Source organism: Erythrobacter sp. S259, from assembly GCF_057364965.1.
In genome coordinates, this window is sequence record NZ_CP200286.1 from 983,900 (window position 1) to 999,340 (window position 15,441).

Consider the following 15,441-nt stretch of genomic DNA (forward strand, 5'->3'; position numbering starts at 1 on the left):
GATCATGCCTATATATGGACCGCAGGGGCAACCTATCACGGTTGCAATCAATTCAACCGCGCAGATCGGGTGCAAATTCCGCACGGAACGATTTGAGCTTGCAGAGATTTTCACCCTTGGGATCACGGAAGGAAAGTTGACGGACCGGTCACCGGGTCCCTTTGCTTGCCAGGAATATGCCGCACTTGCGGCAACAGAGAGGTAATGCCATGAACACAATGCACAGCCATAGCCACGGCGAATTTGACCCGGACAATCCGTTGAACAAACCCGACGTTCCAGAAGAAGTACAAGACGCGATCCGCACGCTCCTTCGCTGGGCGGGCGATGATCCGGCGCGCGAAGGTCTGATCGACACACCAAAACGTGTAGGGCGTGCATGGCTTGAATATTGCCGGGGCAACCAAGAGGATCCCTCGGTTCACTTGTCGCGCATCTTCGAAGAAGTGGGCGGTTATGAAGAGATCGTTCTCCTCAAAGACATCCCGTTCCAATCGCACTGCGAACATCACATGGCTCCGATCACGGGTAAGGCGCATATCGCATATCTCCCGCACAAAAAGATCGTCGGCATATCAAAGCTTGCCCGTGTCCTTCACGGATATGCCCACCGCCTTCAGGTGCAAGAACGCCTGACAGCTGAAGTGGCAGAGTGCATTTGGAACCATCTCGAACCGCGCGGTGTTGCGGTTGTGATTGAGGCAGAGCATGGCTGTATGACTGGCCGCGGTGTGAAAGTGCACGAGGTTGAGATGCTTACCAGCCGCATGATGGGCTGCTTCCTTGATGATCCGTCGAGCCGCAAAGAGGTTCTTGGCCTCATGGGCTTTTGACCGCGCGCGCTTTGCCGTTAAAGAGCGGGAATGACCTCTCACGACCTTGCGCCTGTGTTGAACGCCGACGAATTGACCGCATTCTTTTGCGAGGCCTTTCCAGGGCAAGACCGCTCGGTTCATGATTTTGTTTCGATTGAGCCGGGCTTTCTGCGCATGCGCCAGTCCGCTGCTCACGCGATGCTGCGTCCGGGAGGGATTGTTTCAGGTCCAACGCAAATGGCCACCGCGGACCGAGCCGCCTATGCAGTGATTTTGGCACATATCGGCATTGTTCCGATGGCCGTAACCAGCAACCTCAACATCAGCTTCCTTCGCGCTGTTGAGGCGCGCGACTTTTGTGCAGATGCATCCCTTATCAAACTTGGGCGCAGGTTAGCGACGGTCGATGTTCGTATATGGCAAGATGACCCGGCAAAGGTCGCAGCGCAGTCGACAGTGACATACGCTCTGCCCGAGACTTAGCCGGGCAAAACAAAAGGGGCGCCCGTTTGGACGCCCCTTTTCTTATATTCAATCAGTACCCGCTTACAGCTGGCCGAGCATGTGTTCCGCGCTGGAGACCTTAAAGTCGCCTGGTTCTTCGACGTTGAGCTGTGTCACAGTGCCGTCTTCGATCACCATTGAGAAACGCTGTCCGCGTTTGCCCATGCCAAAGCCTGATCCGTCCATGGTGAGGCCAACCGCCTCGACAAATTCGCCATTGCCATCGGCAAGCATTGTGATGTCGCCTGATCCGGCTGCATCATTCCATGCGCCCATAACGAAAGCATCGTTCACAGCAGTTCCGACAATCTCATCGACGCCTTTGGCTTTGAGGTCGGCGGCTTTTTCGACAAAGCCGGGAAGATGTTTGGCAGAGCATGTTGGGGTAAAAGCTCCGGGGACTGAGAACAGCGCCACCTTTTTGCCAGCGAAATACTCCGAGGAGGAGACCGGCTGTGGGCCTTCTGCGGTTGCTTTCACCATATTCACTGCTGGCATTTTGTCGCCGACTGAAATCGTCATTGTTGTCTCCTTGAGGGTCTAAGGACTCGTACCTAAGGGCGCATGCCGAATAGGTTTACACACCGATATAGGAGCTTGGCCCGCGTCCACAATGAATGATTTTTTTCCCGGTTTTTGAACGGGAAGCTTGGTTTAAATTGCTTAACTCCACATGTTGAAGTTCACGTAAACCTGCTCAGCGACACTCCGAGGCGTGGTGGAACACAGCTACCTTTGGGGAACGCACAATGAAGAGAGCAAAAGATATAGCAGTAGAGCGGGCAATGCGTCCGGTCACACGAACGGCCGGCCTGATTTTGGGCTTGGTAATGGCAGGCACGGTGACCAGCGCTCCTGCACATGCAAATGATGGGTTTGAAGACGCCCACTCTTTGCGAAGTCTCGACATAATGCTGATGGTGACAGCGCTGAGATGCAGAACGGGGCCGCATGATTTTCAGAACGACTATCACCGTTTTTCGGTAAACCACCTGCCGCGCCTGACTGCTGCGAGCAGAACTTTGAAACGCACGTTTGCAGCTCGCTCTGGCGAGAGAAACCCTGCGCGGGCACTTGACCGTATGGGAGTTAAGATCGCCAATGCTTATGGTGGAGGGCATCCGTGGATGAATTGCGCAGAATTGCAGCAGGTGACCCGCGACTTGTCTCAGAGCACCAATCCCGGAAGCCTCGCCATACGTGCTCGTCAATTGCTGAGCGTATCGCGTCCGCTCACCAATTCTGCGCCGCAAATTGCGCGGGCAGAAGGCGTGCGGATCGGGTACAATATGACGGCTGAATGGGAAAAGCGTCCCTGAAAAACGGGCCGTTTCGAAGAAAACTGCGGTGAGGGCAGGTGCACATATAAAGAAAACTTTATATTGTGATTGCTGAAAGGGTGTGAGGCGGCTATGGGCCTGCTCAACAAGCATCACCCCAAGGGCGTTTTGGCAAGATTGCTATCGCCCCGCACACCCAAGACAGGAGATGGCCCATGGCCACCGCAGCTCACACCCATGAATATGTGATCAAAGATATCGCCCTTGCCCAGTTCGGCCGCGATGAGATTGCCATTGCTGAGACCGAAATGCCGGGCCTTATGGCTCTGCGCGATGAATACGGCGCAAGCCAGCCTCTTAAAGGCGCGCGCATCACTGGTTCGCTGCACATGACGATCCAGACTGCCGTTCTAATTGAAACGCTTGTGGCGCTTGGTGCACAGGTGCGTTGGGCGACCTGCAACATTTTCTCGACGCAGGACCACGCAGCCGCTGCAATCGCTGATCAGGGTATTCCTGTGTTCGCGATCAAAGGCGAAACGCTTAGCGATTATTGGGATTATGTTGGCCGTATCTTCGATTGGTCGACCGCGGCCGATGCGGATCTTACCGCAAATATCATCCTCGATGATGGCGGTGATGCCACCATGTTTGCGCTTTGGGGCGCCCGCATTGAGGCAGGCGAAGAGCTTCCGGCGCCGGCGAACGCTGAAGAGATCGAATTCCAGCGCGCTCTCAAAGCCTATGTCAAGGCGAAGCCCGGCTACCTCACGAAGTCGGTTCAGAACATCAAGGGCGTTTCCGAAGAGACGACGACGGGCGTTATGCGCCTTTACCAGATCGCCAAGCAGGGCAAGCTCCCGTTCCCGGCAATCAATGTCAATGACAGCGTGACCAAATCAAAGTTCGACAATCTTTATGGCTGTAAAGAGAGCCTCGTCGACGCGATCCGCCGTGCAACCGATGTGATGCTTGCAGGTAAAGTCGCTTGTGTCGCTGGATACGGCGATGTTGGCAAAGGCTCGGCTGCGTCGCTTCGTGATGGCGGCGCGCGCGTTATGGTCACTGAGATTGACCCGATCTGCGCCCTTCAGGCTGCCATGGACGGCTATGAAGTTGTCTCCATGGAAGAGGCCACCAAGCGCGCTGACATCTTTGTGACTGCCACCGGCAATGAAGACGTGATCACTGGTGAGCACATGAAGAACATGAAAAACATGGCGATTGTGTGCAACATTGGTCACTTTGATAGCGAGATTCAGATCAGCGCTCTCGACAATTATGATTGGAAAGAGATCAAGGAAGGCACTGACATGGTCACCTTCCCCGAAGGCAATTCTCTGCTGATCTTGGCCAAGGGCCGCCTTGTGAACCTTGGCTGCGCCACCGGTCACCCAAGTTTTGTGATGAGCGCAAGCTTCACCAACCAAGTTCTTGCTCAGATCGAACTTTTCACCAAGTCGGATGAGTACAACAATGAGGTTTATGTCCTGCCTAAGCATCTCGATGAGAAAGTGGCAGCGCTTCATCTTGAGAAGCTTGGCGTACAACTGACCCAGCTTAGCCAGACGCAGGCCGATTACATCGGTGTACCGCAGGCCGGGCCATTCAAGCCGGATCATTACCGCTATTAAGCGGCGCTAACCAATTTTCGGCAAATGTTGACGCAAATTTTGGCCCCCAGACGCTCACTCCATCTGATGTGGTGAGTTTCTGGGGGCTTTTGCATGACTTGCCCGTTGCAAGCAGGCGCTCTCGCGCATAGCTGACAGGGAATGGAAATTTCGCCGCCCGCTCTCATTGCTATTGCGCTCATGCTTGCTGCTTGGACGATTGCAGCGGCTGTCATGGTGCTGCGGGCTTCTGCCAAAACCCAGCGCAGCGCAGCTCTCCAAGCGTCACTTAAGCGGATGCAGCATCTGGTCGATGCAGCGCCCGCCATACCGGTGCTGGTTCGCACCGATGGGAGGATCGAGGCGCCAGAGCGTTTGGCGCGCTGGTTGGGGCTTGAAACTATCCCCGCGTATCTCTCGGAACTCGTAGGCGAAGACGGTGAGGGCCTTTCGAAAGAACAAGCCGGCGCTCTGTGGGAGCATGTTCGCACCACCCAAAAGAGTGCTGCGCCGTTCTCTATGACAATGACGCTGCCGGGATCAAAGCGCAGCTTATCGCTCGAAGGTTCGCTTGCCGATCCGCATGTGTCTCCGGGCGGCGCTGCGATTGTTTGGGTTTTTGATTTCACTACCAGCGAAAGCGAGCTTGCGCGGCTTCGGCAGGATGCGAGCACAGCCAAATCGGATTTCGCGGCGCTCAGCGGCATGATTGCATCAGCGCCTACGCCCATGTGGATCCGCGATCCGGAGATGAAGATCCGTCTCGCCAATGAGGCCTATATTGAGGCGGTGGGCGCGCCCAATCTTGAGGCTGTGATCGAGGATCAAATTGAGCTGCTCGAAGCGCGCGAGGGGCAAACGCCGGCTCAGCTTGCGCGGATGTCATTCGACAATAAGCAGCAGGTTGACCGGATTGACGGTGTCACCATTGATGGCGAGCGCCGTTCGATGCGGATTACTGATTTGCCGCTGGGCGATGATGGAGTGGCGGGGTACGCCATTGATGTCGAGGAGCAACAACAGCTTGCCCGCGATTTTCGCGCCTTCCGCGATGCGCAGCGCACAATGCTGGATCAGCTTTCTGTTGGAGTTGCGCAGTTCAGCCCTGATGAAGCGTTGAGCTTTGCAAACCGACCGTTCCGCCGCCTCTTCGGCTTGTTTTCAACCGATGCACTTGAAGGGAAATTGCCCTTTGCGCGGCTCCTTACGGACGCGCGCGAACGCGGACAAACCCCTGAGGTGCGCGATTTTCCTGAGTGGCGCGAGGAACACCGCGCTTGGTTCGATGCAGCCGACACACAGGAAGAATATTGGCCTTTGCCTGGCGGCATGCACCTTCGCATCGTCGCTCAGCCCATGCCCGATGGCGGGCTCGTGATGATCGCCGAAGATCGCACGGAGCAACTCGCGCTTTCCGCAACGCGCGACACGCTGCTGCGCACAAGGGCAGCAACCCTTGATAGCCTTTTCGAAGCGCTCGCCATTTTTGCGCCAGATGGATCAGTCCAGCTTTGGAACCGAAGCTTTGCAGGCACTTGGGGGCTGACAGGGGAATTCCTAGACACTCACCCAAGCGCTGAAGACTTGCTTGAGGCGATTGGTACGAATCTCAAGGACCCAGCCGAGATCGAGGCGATTGGCGCTGTGGTGCGTGCAGCCACGTTAGACCGGCGGGAAAAACAAGGGCAGGTAGCCTTGGCTGATGGACGCACTTTGCGATTTGCTGGTGTGCCATTGCCGGACGGGAATGGGCTTTTGACGGTGCTGGATATCACTGATCTCGCAAAAGGCCGAGGCGGCCTTGCGCGAACGGGCTGTGGCGCTTGAAGAGGCCGACGCGGTCAAGGCCCGCTTCCTTGCGAATATGTCCTATGAATTCCGCACACCGCTCACCACTATCGGGGGGTTTGCCGAACTTCTGGCAAGCGGTGCAGCGGGCGATTTTAATGAGCAGGCCGCCGAATATGTCGACGCGATCATCACCTCGGTTGCTCGTCTGACAGAGCAGGTGGAGAACGTCCTTGACCTATCTCAGACCGAAGCGGGCCTCATGCCGATCACCAAGGAAGAGGTCGATTTGCTCCCGTTCCTGACCGGTTTGGTGCGCGAGCGAGAAACAGCAATTGTGGAGGCGGGGATTGGCCTTGATCTGAAAGGCCGCCGCGGCCGGATTGTTGATGCAGATCCGCGCCAACTTGGCCGGGCCGTGGGCAATTTGATTGACAATGCGATCAATGGAACGCCCGAGGGCGGCAAGATCACGATTGAGATACCCAAACCTGCGCGCGGCGATGAATGGCGCGGCCGGATCATAGTTCGCGATGACGGGCGGGGCATGTCACCTGAGCATCTTGAGCGGGTCATGGGCGCACTGCCGCAAGATTCTGATCCGTCACTTAAAACCGGATTGGGCATAAGGCTCGCGCGCCAATTGGTTGCAGCACATGGCGGCTTGTTGGAGCTCGACAGCAAGCAGGGCGTCGGAACCATCGCGGTCATTACCCTGCCGTGAGCGGGCTGTTTGAGCAGGACCTGCCCGATTTAGAGGCGGTGGCCGATTGGGGCGCGCAGCTTGCCAATCTTGCGGAAGCCGGCGACGTCATCGCTCTGGAGGGAGGCCTCGGTGCTGGCAAGACCACCTTGGCCCGCGCAATTCTCGCCGGGTTAGGACATCAAGAAGAGGTGCCCAGTCCCACTTTCACGATTATCGAATCATACGATGCGCCGCCAATGCGCCTTCCTGCAGCGCACGCGGATTTTTATCGGTTAGAGCATCCGTCTGAGGCAATTGAGCTGGGATTGGACGACTACCGCGAGGGCGCTGTGTTATTGGCCGAATGGCCCGATCATGCGGGCGGCTTTGCGCATGAAGCCCGGTGCCTCACGATTGTGTTGGAAACCAAGGGGAATGGCCGGATCGCGGTTGTGAAACCGGGCGCGGATTGGCTAGGACGATTTTCATGAGCGACCTGCCGTATGGACTAAACCCGTTTGTTGAAAGCGCTGGCTGGGGAGATGCCGCGATTGAGCCGATCCCGGGCGATGCCTCTTTCCGCCGCTATTTCCGCCTGCGACGTGCTAGCGGCGAGACCGCGATGCTAATGTATGCGCCGCCGCCAGAAGAAGACCCGGCGCCATTCATCAAGGTGGCCGCTTGGCTGACCGAAAATGAGCAGCGCGCCCCGCAAATCTTGAGCGCGGACAAGACACAAGGCTGGGTTCTCACCGAGGATTTTGGCGATGACCGGATGCGCGAATGGCTTGATGCGCGTCCGCAAGACGAGATGCCCGCCTACGAAGCGGCGATTGATGCTCTTGCGGACCTGCACCAGAGGCCAGCGGGGCCGTTTGCGCCCTATGATATGGAAGTGTATCAGCGCGAGGTCGCTCTTTTGACACAGTGGTATTGCCCGGCCAAATCGCTCGAAGTCGATGAGGCTGGGTATCAATTGGCTTGGGAAGAGGTTTTGACGCCTCTTCTTACAAGGCCTTCAAAACCCGTGACAGTGCTTCGCGATTATCACGCCGAGAACATTATGCTTCTAGGGGGCGGCCAAGTGCGCCTCAGGGGCTGATTGATTTTCAGGACGCTCTTACCGGTCACCGCGCATACGATCTCGTCTCTCTTTTGCAGGACGCGAGGCGTGATGTGTCGCCCGAGCTCGAGGAGACAATGCTGAGCCGCTATATCGCTGCGGCGGACGCTGATGAGCATTTCCGCGCCGATTATGCACGGCTTGGAGCGCAGCGAAATGCCAAGATTGTCGGGATATTCACCCGGCTCGCCAAACGCGATGGCAAACCCAAATATCTAAGCCTGATCCCGCGTGTCTGGACCGCGATGGAGCGTGACCTCAAACACCCCGCGATGGAACCGGTTGCCAGGTGGTTCGACGCCAACATTCCCGGCGATCTTCGCAGGTCAGGCGGCGGGACGTTCGAATGACAGACCTTGTGACCGATACCGCTATGGTCATGGCTGCAGGGATAGGCAAACGCATGCGTCCGCTTACCGCGAGCATGCCAAAGCCAATGGTACGGGTCGCTGGTAAGCCGCTGATTGACCATGCATTGGACCGCCTTGCGGAAAGCGGTGTGAGCCGCGCGGTGGTGAATGTGCACTATCTTGCCGATGCGCTTGAGGCCCATGTGCTCGAACGAGAGGTGCCCAAGGTCACAATCTCGGACGAGCGCAGTGAATTGTTGGAGACAGGCGGCGGGCTCATCAAGGCACAAGAAGCGCTGCCCGATCCGTTCTTTTGCTTGAATGCTGACAATATCTGGCTGGACGGACCGCGCACCGCCTTTCAGGATCTGTCAGCCCGCTGGAACCCCGATGAGATGGATGCGCTTTTGTTGCTTGTGGGGCATGCGCGGGCTGAAAATTTCACTGGCAAGGGCGACTTTCACATGGACGGGCTTGGCCGCTTGACCCGGCGCAAGTCAGGCCGGATCGCCCCCTTTATCTACACCGGTATCCAATTGGTGTCCAAGCGCCTCCTTCGCGATGCGCCTGAGGGCAAGTTTTCAACCAACATTTTGTGGAACCGGGCGATTGAAGAGGGGCGCTTGTTCGGCGTTTCCTTCACCGGACTTTGGTATGAGGTCGGGACGCCGGATGCCATCGGACCCACACAAGACGCGCTGAGCCGGGGTTAGGGGAGGCGTGGCCGAGGAAAGCGGACCCCAAATCTACTCAATCGCTGCCCACCGCGGCTTTGCTGATGCGCTGGTCGCAGGCCTTGTCCCGCGCTATTCTGAGGGGGATTTGGGGCTCGCGCGGCTAACCTTGCTGGTGCCCAGTTCGCGGGCAGCGCGCACTATTTCTGAGGCCTTTATCCGCCATACTGGCGAGGTGGGCGGGGCAGGCCTTCTTATGCCCCGTATGGTCGCCATCGGCGACCTTGATCTGGACGAGGCGCTGGGCGTTTTGCTCGATCCATTGAGCGCTATCGACATTGCGCCCGCCGCTGAGCCGACGCGGCGTTGGCTGGAGATTGCCAAGCTAATCGAAAGCGAGCGGGCCGAGCAGGGCGATCCAGAATTGCCGGGAGCCGCGCGGCTTCGTCTTGCGCGAGAATTGGCGCGAACCATGGACCGGCTTTTGGTCGAAGAGAAGACACCGGGTGATCTTCTTAGTGATCCCATCCTCGATATGCTGGGCGATCTGTCCGATCATTGGAAAAATTCTTTGCGTCTGTTTGCAAGGGTTCAAGAGAGGTGGCGCGCACGGCTTGATGAGCTTGGCGAAGTGGATGCAGCAACACGCCGCAACCGGCTGTTTGACCGGGCCGCAAAACACTGGCGGCAAGAGCCGCCGCAATCCCCAATTGTCGCAGCTGGCATCACCAGCGCCTCGCCCGCTCTGGCGCGGATGCTTCGTGTGGTCGCTGGCCTTCCCAATGGCGCGGTGATTCTGCCAGATCTTGACCTGACGCTGTCGGATGAGGCGTGGGAAGAGCTTGGCCGGGCAGGCACAGCGCCTGATGCTGGCGGTGATCCGTTTGGCACAAAAGAAGCGCTGACCCATCCGCAATACCACCTCAAACTGCTGCTTGAACGCATGGGGATCGCGCGCGAGGAAGTACGGCCATGGCATCGCTCCGGAATGGCCGCGGCAGAGCCATCGCGCAGCGTTGCGATCAGTTCGTTGTTCCTTCCGCCCAAGGCAAGCCGCACCTGGGCTGAGCTGGGCCCGGAAAAGCGCCGCCTGAGAGACGTTCGCCTCATGACAAGCGCCACGTCCGAAGACGAGGCTCAGAGTATTGCAATGCTGGTTCGCGAGGCGTTGGAGGTTCCGGAAAAACGCATTGCTGTGGTAAGCGCCGACCGGTCATTGGCCAAACGCGTTGCCCAAAATTTGCAACGCTGGCACATTGAAGCCGACGACACTGCTGGCCGCGCGTTGTCGCTGACGCCTGCGGGACGCCTCTTTGGCCTTATGGCTGATCTTGTGGTTCATGGACCCAGTCCTGCACAGGTGGTGGCATCGCTATCCCATCCGCTGGTCCTGCGCGATGACAACGAGGCGCGCGCGGCATGGCTTAGCGATTTACGAAAGTTTGACCGGCGGTTGAGAGGACCCACACCTGCTCCCGGGCTTGGGCCGCTGCGCAAAATCGCGATTGATGCGGGCGTTACAGAATGGTGGGAGGGGGTTGAACATATACTGTCTCCGCTCACCGATCTGCCCGCTGAGATGATGTTGGCGGATGCGATCGACCTTCTTGTGCTGGCGGGTGAGGCGCTTGCAGGCGATGCTCTTTGGGCACGCGAGGATGGGCGCGCGCTTGCGGCAATGGTCGAAGACCTGCGCCTTCATGCACGCACGCTGGAGACAAAGATTGCGCCTGCTGATCTGGCCGGTGTTTTGCGCGATTGTATGGACGAAATCGCAGTGCGTCCGCCTTATGGAGGGCATCCGCGCGTTGCCATTTACGGCTTGCTGGAATCGCGCCTTGCACGAGCAGATTTGGTGATTTGCGCAGGGCTAAATGAAGGCAGCTGGCCGCAATCACCGGGCGCGGATGCATTGCTTGCGCCCGGCGTCCTGCGCGCGCTCGGGGTGCCGGGTTCTGAATTCCGCATAGGCCTTGCTGCACACGATCTGGCAGGCGCGCTTGGAGCGCCTGAGGTGGTTCTTAGCCGTGCGCAAAGGGATGCTGAGGGCCCAACCTTGCCTTCGCGTTTTCTTTTGCGGGTGGAAGCGCTCTTGGGCGAACTTGCCTCAGAGGCGAGAGAAGACCGAATGGCAGGACTGCTCGCACAGCTCGACAGAGCGCCTGAACCTGCGCCGCAATACAAGCGGCCGCGCCCAGAGCCCAGCGCCAGGCAGCGCCGCGTCGATATCAAAGTGACAGGGCTCGACCGGCTTTTGGGCGATCCCTATCAGTTCTATGCCTCCGAGATTCTAAGCTTACGCAAATTGGAGCCGCTGGCAGCCGATCCCTTTGGTGATCCAGCTTTGCGGGGCACGTTGGTCCACGATATCCTTGATGCATGGCACAAGGTTAGGGTGTCTGATCCCAGCGTGAACATAGCGGAATTTGCGGCAGACGAATTTGCAAGGGCGCAGGTCCATCCGCTTTTCAAAGGTCTGTGGCAGCCGCGTTTGATCGCCGCGCTCGAACGGTTTGAAGCGTGGGTCAACGCAGCGTGCGCAGAGGGTCGGCAAGTGATCGCGAGCGAAGCTAACGGCGAAATGCGCGTGAAAGGCATCAAAGTGCGCGGCCGTGCTGACCGGATCGACCGGCTTGCCGATGGCACGCTTGCTATTGTCGATTACAAGACGGGAGGTCCGCCTTCTGCTGCACAGGTTGAGGCAGGCTATGCATTGCAGATGGGCCTGCTTGGCCTGATTGCGCACGATGGTGAATTTGACGGCGGCAGGCCCATTTCCGGCGATGCTCAGACCTTCGAATATTGGTCGCTGGCACGTTCGAAGAAAGATCGCGAGTTTGGCTACATCGACGTCCCTATGAAAGTGGGCGGTAAGCGTGCAGGCCTTACCCCAGAGGCGTTTTTGCCTGAGCATGCAGCCTATCTCCACCGAGCGATCGACGATTATCTTTTGGGCAACAAACCTTTCACCGCAAAGGAAAACCCCGATTATCCGGGCTATTCCGATTATGATCAACTTATGCGTTTGGAAGAGTGGATTGTGCTGCTCAGTGAACCGCACGGTGCGAGCGAGGCATGAGCGGCGCAGTCTTCCCTCTCAAGGACAACCAACTCCACGCCGCCGATCCGCGCGATAACGTCTGGCTCTCGGCCTCTGCTGGAACGGGCAAGACACAGGTGCTGTCCGCGCGCGTCCTCCGCCTGCTGCTGACCCCCGGCGTTGATCCCTCCCAAATCCTGTGCCTTACCTTTACCAAAGCGGGCGCTGCGGAGATGGCAACACGGATTAATTCGGTGCTTGCGCGCTGGGTTCGGCTTGATGCCGGGACGTTGGGTAAAGAGCTCAATTTTCTCGGCGCAAAATTTGATCCTGCCACGCAGGCCCGTGCACGGACGCTCTTTGCAAGCGTCCTTGATTGCCCCGGAGGGGGCTTGCGCATTGATACGATCCATGCGTTTTCACAGTGGCTTTTGGGAAGCTTTCCTGAAGAAGCGGGCCTGACACCTGGCGCAAAGCCGATGGAAGACCGAGAGCGCGAGCTATTGGCACGCGAGGTTTTGGCCAGCATGCTGAGTGAAGGGAATGCGTCCTTCAATGAAGCTGTCGCGCGCTTTGCCAAGGAAAAGGAACCCGATAGTTTGCGGTTCTGGCTTATGCGCTGCGCTTCGGCAGCAGACATGTGGGAGGGCAGGGCCGCATGGCAATCGCCGATGGGGGGCCGGGTTCGCACGCTCCTTCAAATCCCCAGCGACGCGGATGAAGCCTGGGCCAATGACGTGCTCCACCCGGACACTTTCCCGGATCACCACCTCGCCGCAATGCTTCCCTTGATGCAAAGCTGGGGCACCAAGGGCGGCGATGCATGCGCGGCGTTTTATTCCGTTTGGCTGGCACTCGATGCGTCAGAGCGGCCCCATCATGCCGACCGCTTCCTTGAGACGGCGCTTACGAAAAAAGGCACCCCGCGGCAGATGGCAAAGCCTGCCAAGAACGACCCGCAATTGCCTGAACGGTTACAGGAAATTGCTGATGCATACGCGCTTTACCAAGAACGACGCGCTCTTCTTGCGCTTGCGGAATTCCTGACAGGCGCGCTCGAAATGGGCCGAGCTTTTGCGCTGCGCTGGGAGGAGGCCAAAGCGCGGGAGGGGTATCTCGATTTTGACGATCTCATCCGCCAAGCCGCACGCCTTTTGGGCAATGCTGAGGCCTCGGATTGGATCAGATACAAGCTTGATCGCAGCTTCGACCACATCCTTATCGACGAAGCGCAGGACACAAATCCGGGCCAATGGGATATTGTATATGCGCTGATCGACGACTTCTTCTCTGGTGAGGGCGCACGCGGCGACAAAACGCGCACGATCTTCACAGTTGGCGATTACAAGCAGGCGATCTTTGGCTTTCAGGGCACATCGCCTGAGAATTTTGAACGCGCTAAGGAGAAGGTCCATCGCCGGATCGAAAACGCCCGTGCCAACGCCCATGAGATGCGTGATGAAAGGCGTTTGCCCACTTGGAATGACCTCGACCTTGGCCGGTCGTTTCGCACCGCATTACCCCTGCTCGATTTTGTTAATCACACGATGGATGCCATCGGCCATAGCGCGTTTGGACTGAGCAAGCCTTCAAAACCGCATGTCGGCGATGACCGTGCTGGCCTCGTTGCTTTGTGGCAGCCGGTGACAGGGGCTCAAGATGCATCACACGAAGAGGAGGGGGCCGAGCAGGATTGGCTTCCTGCCCATGATACCCAAATGGCCGAAAAAATCGCGGAACAGGTGAGGCTTTGGGTCAGTGATGAAGAGCCTTACGTGCTTGAAAAGGGCACGCGCCGACATGCACGCGAAGGCGATATTATGGTGTTGGTTCGAAAGCGCAAGGATTTGGCCGCACAGATCGTTGCCAAGCTTCATGCCAAAGGGGTGGCCGTTGCAGGGGTGGACAGACTGCGCCTTGGCGCGCCGTTGGCCGTTAATGACCTCATGGCCGCGCTGCGCTTCGCCTCCCAGCCGCTCGACGATCTGTCGCTTGCCAATCTGTTGGTGTCGCCCTTGATCGGTTGGACGCAAGACGAGCTTCTCGAATATGTGCCAAGAGCATACGGGATGCGCTTGTGGAGGCACCTGAAGGATCACGAAGACCCCCGCGTTATGGAGACTGCCGAGAGGTTGAAATCACTCCTTGCAAGGGCCGATTTTGAAACGCCGCAGGCTCTGTTGTCTTGGCTGCTCACCGGACCTTGGGGCGCGCGGCGCAAGCTGATCGCAAGGCTTGGGCGAGAGGCCAATGACCCGGTTGATGAGCTGATTAATTCTGCTTTCGCTTATGAGAGCGCTCACACACCCAGCCTTGCAGGCTTTATCGAATGGTTCGATGCGGGCACCGCCGACCTCAAACGCGATGCAGATGATGCAGGCGGTCAGGTGCGCGTGATGACTGTGCATGGGTCGAAAGGGTTGCAGGCCCCGATTGTGATCCTAGCCGATGCAGCGGGCGATCCCGGTACAAGCGGTGATCTTGAGCTTGCCGATGATCCCTTGGGCAAGGGGGTTACGGACGTCCGCGCTGTCCCGCTGCCCTCGCTTTCCAAAGAACAGCGTGTGGGGCCCGTCGAGAAAGCGCAAGAGCAGTCCGATATTGCCGCGATGCAGGAGCATTGGCGGCTGCTTTATGTGGCGATGACCAGAGCCGAAGAGGCACTCTTTATCGGCGGCTCTTTGGGACCGAAGCGGGTGAAAGCGGGCGGTCCGCATGAAGACAGCTGGTATGCAAGGTTAGAGCCCGTGTTTGATGGCCCCGCACTCGAAGACCCGGTTTGGGGTGCGCGCCGGGAATGGGGTGTGAGAGCCGATCCGCTTGTCGGCGACGATCTATCGCCGTCTGCGCCGGCCACGGCGGAACCGCCCTCTTGGCTGTTTGCGTCCATTGGCGAAGAGCCCAAACCGCCGCGTCCGTTAGCACCGAGTTCCGCTGGCGAGGAGCAGGGCTCTGATCCGCCGCTTAGCCCCGATATTGCCAAACACGCCGCGCGGCGCGGAACCTTGATTCATGCACTGCTTGAACGCCTGCCCGATGTTGCGGCAGCGCGCAGGCGCGAAACCGCGAGCCAATGGCTTGAAAGGCGGGCGGGGGACTTTGACGCAGACGCGCGTGCGGAGATGATCGACAGCGCGCTTCGTGTCCTCGATCATCCAGAGTTTGCAGCAATCTTCACCGCAGATGCGCTGGCCGAGGTGCCATTGACAGCGCAAGTGGGCGGCATCGTGATCGCTGGCACCGCTGACCGCCTGCTGGTCACCGATGAAGCGGCCACCGTGGTCGATTTCAAAACCACCCGCCGACCGCCCAAGGACGCGGGAAGCATCCCCACGGGCACGATCAAGCAGATGGCGGCTTACGTAAGCGCGCTCGAGGTGATCTATCCGGGAAGGACTGTGAAAGCCGCCATCCTTTATACCCATGCGCCCGCGCTCTTCGAGGTAACATCTGGGCAAATTGAGGCGCACAAAAGAAGTTTGGGGGACACACAGGATAAGTTTGTCCCTCTTGATATTGAGTGAGAGCCCGTCGCGCCCTACCTCAAGACCAACACAAAGATAAGGAGA

Annotated in this window: 11 protein-coding genes and 1 pseudogene; 11 read left to right on the forward strand and 1 reads right to left on the reverse strand. The window is 58.2% G+C overall.

The annotated features are described in order from the left end of the window. Positions 1 to 209 precede the first annotated feature (209 nt). Together folE and AC0V60_RS04660 are read left to right on the forward strand one after the other, a co-directional pair. Positions 210 to 833, forward strand: coding sequence for a GTP cyclohydrolase I FolE (gene folE, locus AC0V60_RS04655; RefSeq protein WP_486177355.1), 624 nt, complete (start codon positions 210 to 212; stop codon positions 831 to 833). A 30-nt stretch (positions 834 to 863) separates the two neighbouring features. Further along, complete coding sequence (locus tag AC0V60_RS04660) at positions 864 to 1,298, forward strand: PaaI family thioesterase (RefSeq protein WP_486177356.1); 435 nt, start codon at positions 864 to 866, stop codon at positions 1,296 to 1,298. A 63-nt stretch (positions 1,299 to 1,361) separates the two neighbouring features. Here AC0V60_RS04660 and AC0V60_RS04665 read toward each other — a convergent pair whose 3' ends face one another. After that, complete coding sequence (locus AC0V60_RS04665) at positions 1,362 to 1,841, reverse strand: redoxin family protein (RefSeq protein ID WP_486177357.1); 480 nt, start codon at positions 1,839 to 1,841, stop codon at positions 1,362 to 1,364. A 227-nt stretch (positions 1,842 to 2,068) separates the two neighbouring features. Between AC0V60_RS04665 and AC0V60_RS04670 the strand changes: the two genes are divergently transcribed. The 9 genes and pseudogenes from AC0V60_RS04670 to addA all read left to right on the forward strand — a co-directional run bounded on the left by AC0V60_RS04670 (position 2,069) and on the right by addA (position 15,396). After that, positions 2,069 to 2,638, forward strand: a complete 570-nt coding sequence (locus AC0V60_RS04670; RefSeq protein ID WP_486177358.1) for an S-adenosyl-L-homocysteine hydrolase — start codon at positions 2,069 to 2,071, stop codon at positions 2,636 to 2,638. A gap of 176 nt (positions 2,639 to 2,814) precedes the next feature. Continuing rightward, complete coding sequence (ahcY, locus tag AC0V60_RS04675) at positions 2,815 to 4,233, forward strand: adenosylhomocysteinase (protein ID WP_486177359.1); 1,419 nt, start codon at positions 2,815 to 2,817, stop codon at positions 4,231 to 4,233. Between the two features lie 141 nt (positions 4,234 to 4,374). Next, on the forward strand, positions 4,375 to 6,039 hold the full coding sequence (locus AC0V60_RS04680; protein WP_486177360.1) for a PAS-domain containing protein: 1,665 nt from the start codon (positions 4,375 to 4,377) through the stop codon (positions 6,037 to 6,039). Further along, the gene (locus AC0V60_RS04685; protein WP_486177361.1) at positions 6,014 to 6,724 is read left to right on the forward strand and encodes a sensor histidine kinase; all 711 of its coding nucleotides are present in this window, start codon (positions 6,014 to 6,016) and stop codon (positions 6,722 to 6,724) included. The genes AC0V60_RS04680 and AC0V60_RS04685 overlap by 26 nt, the downstream gene beginning before the upstream one ends. Continuing rightward, positions 6,721 to 7,176: a tRNA (adenosine(37)-N6)-threonylcarbamoyltransferase complex ATPase subunit type 1 TsaE gene (gene tsaE / locus AC0V60_RS04690; RefSeq protein ID WP_486177362.1), complete on the forward strand. Its 456-nt coding sequence runs from the start codon at positions 6,721 to 6,723 to the stop codon at positions 7,174 to 7,176. The genes AC0V60_RS04685 and tsaE overlap by 4 nt, the downstream gene beginning before the upstream one ends. Then, positions 7,173 to 8,158: pseudogene (locus AC0V60_RS04695) on the forward strand (aminoglycoside phosphotransferase family protein). Before tsaE ends, AC0V60_RS04695 begins: the two are co-directional and overlap by 4 nt. Then, positions 8,155 to 8,871 carry a nucleotidyltransferase family protein gene (locus tag AC0V60_RS04700; protein WP_486177363.1) on the forward strand — a complete coding sequence of 239 codons (717 nt, stop codon included), beginning with the start codon at positions 8,155 to 8,157 and terminating at the stop codon, positions 8,869 to 8,871. The pseudogene AC0V60_RS04695 and the gene AC0V60_RS04700 overlap by 4 nt, the downstream one beginning before the upstream one ends. A 7-nt stretch (positions 8,872 to 8,878) precedes the next feature. Further along, positions 8,879 to 11,911 carry a PD-(D/E)XK nuclease family protein gene (locus tag AC0V60_RS04705; protein WP_486177364.1) on the forward strand — a complete coding sequence of 1,011 codons (3,033 nt, stop codon included), beginning with the start codon at positions 8,879 to 8,881 and terminating at the stop codon, positions 11,909 to 11,911. Continuing rightward, positions 11,908 to 15,396 (forward strand): double-strand break repair helicase AddA, encoded by a 3,489-nt coding sequence (gene addA, locus AC0V60_RS04710; RefSeq protein ID WP_486177365.1) that lies wholly within the window; start codon positions 11,908 to 11,910, stop codon positions 15,394 to 15,396. Before AC0V60_RS04705 ends, addA begins: the two co-directional genes overlap by 4 nt. Positions 15,397 to 15,441: the final 45 nt, after the last annotated feature.

Bases quoted from the DNA above. Each gene is read 5' to 3' on its own strand.
- folE (WP_486177355.1), top strand. From the start codon at position 210: ATGAACACAATGCACAGCCATAGCCACGGCGAATTTGACCCGGACAAT.
- AC0V60_RS04660 (WP_486177356.1), top strand. From the start codon at position 864: ATGACCTCTCACGACCTTGCGCCTGTGTTGAACGCCGACGAATTGACC.
- AC0V60_RS04665 (WP_486177357.1), bottom strand. From the start codon at position 1,841: ATGACGATTTCAGTCGGCGACAAAATGCCAGCAGTGAATATGGTGAAA.
- AC0V60_RS04670 (WP_486177358.1), top strand. From the start codon at position 2,069: ATGAAGAGAGCAAAAGATATAGCAGTAGAGCGGGCAATGCGTCCGGTC.
- ahcY (WP_486177359.1), top strand. From the start codon at position 2,815: ATGGCCACCGCAGCTCACACCCATGAATATGTGATCAAAGATATCGCC.
- AC0V60_RS04680 (WP_486177360.1), top strand. From the start codon at position 4,375: ATGGAAATTTCGCCGCCCGCTCTCATTGCTATTGCGCTCATGCTTGCT.
- AC0V60_RS04700 (WP_486177363.1), top strand. From the start codon at position 8,155: ATGACAGACCTTGTGACCGATACCGCTATGGTCATGGCTGCAGGGATA.
- addA (WP_486177365.1), top strand. From the start codon at position 11,908: ATGAGCGGCGCAGTCTTCCCTCTCAAGGACAACCAACTCCACGCCGCC.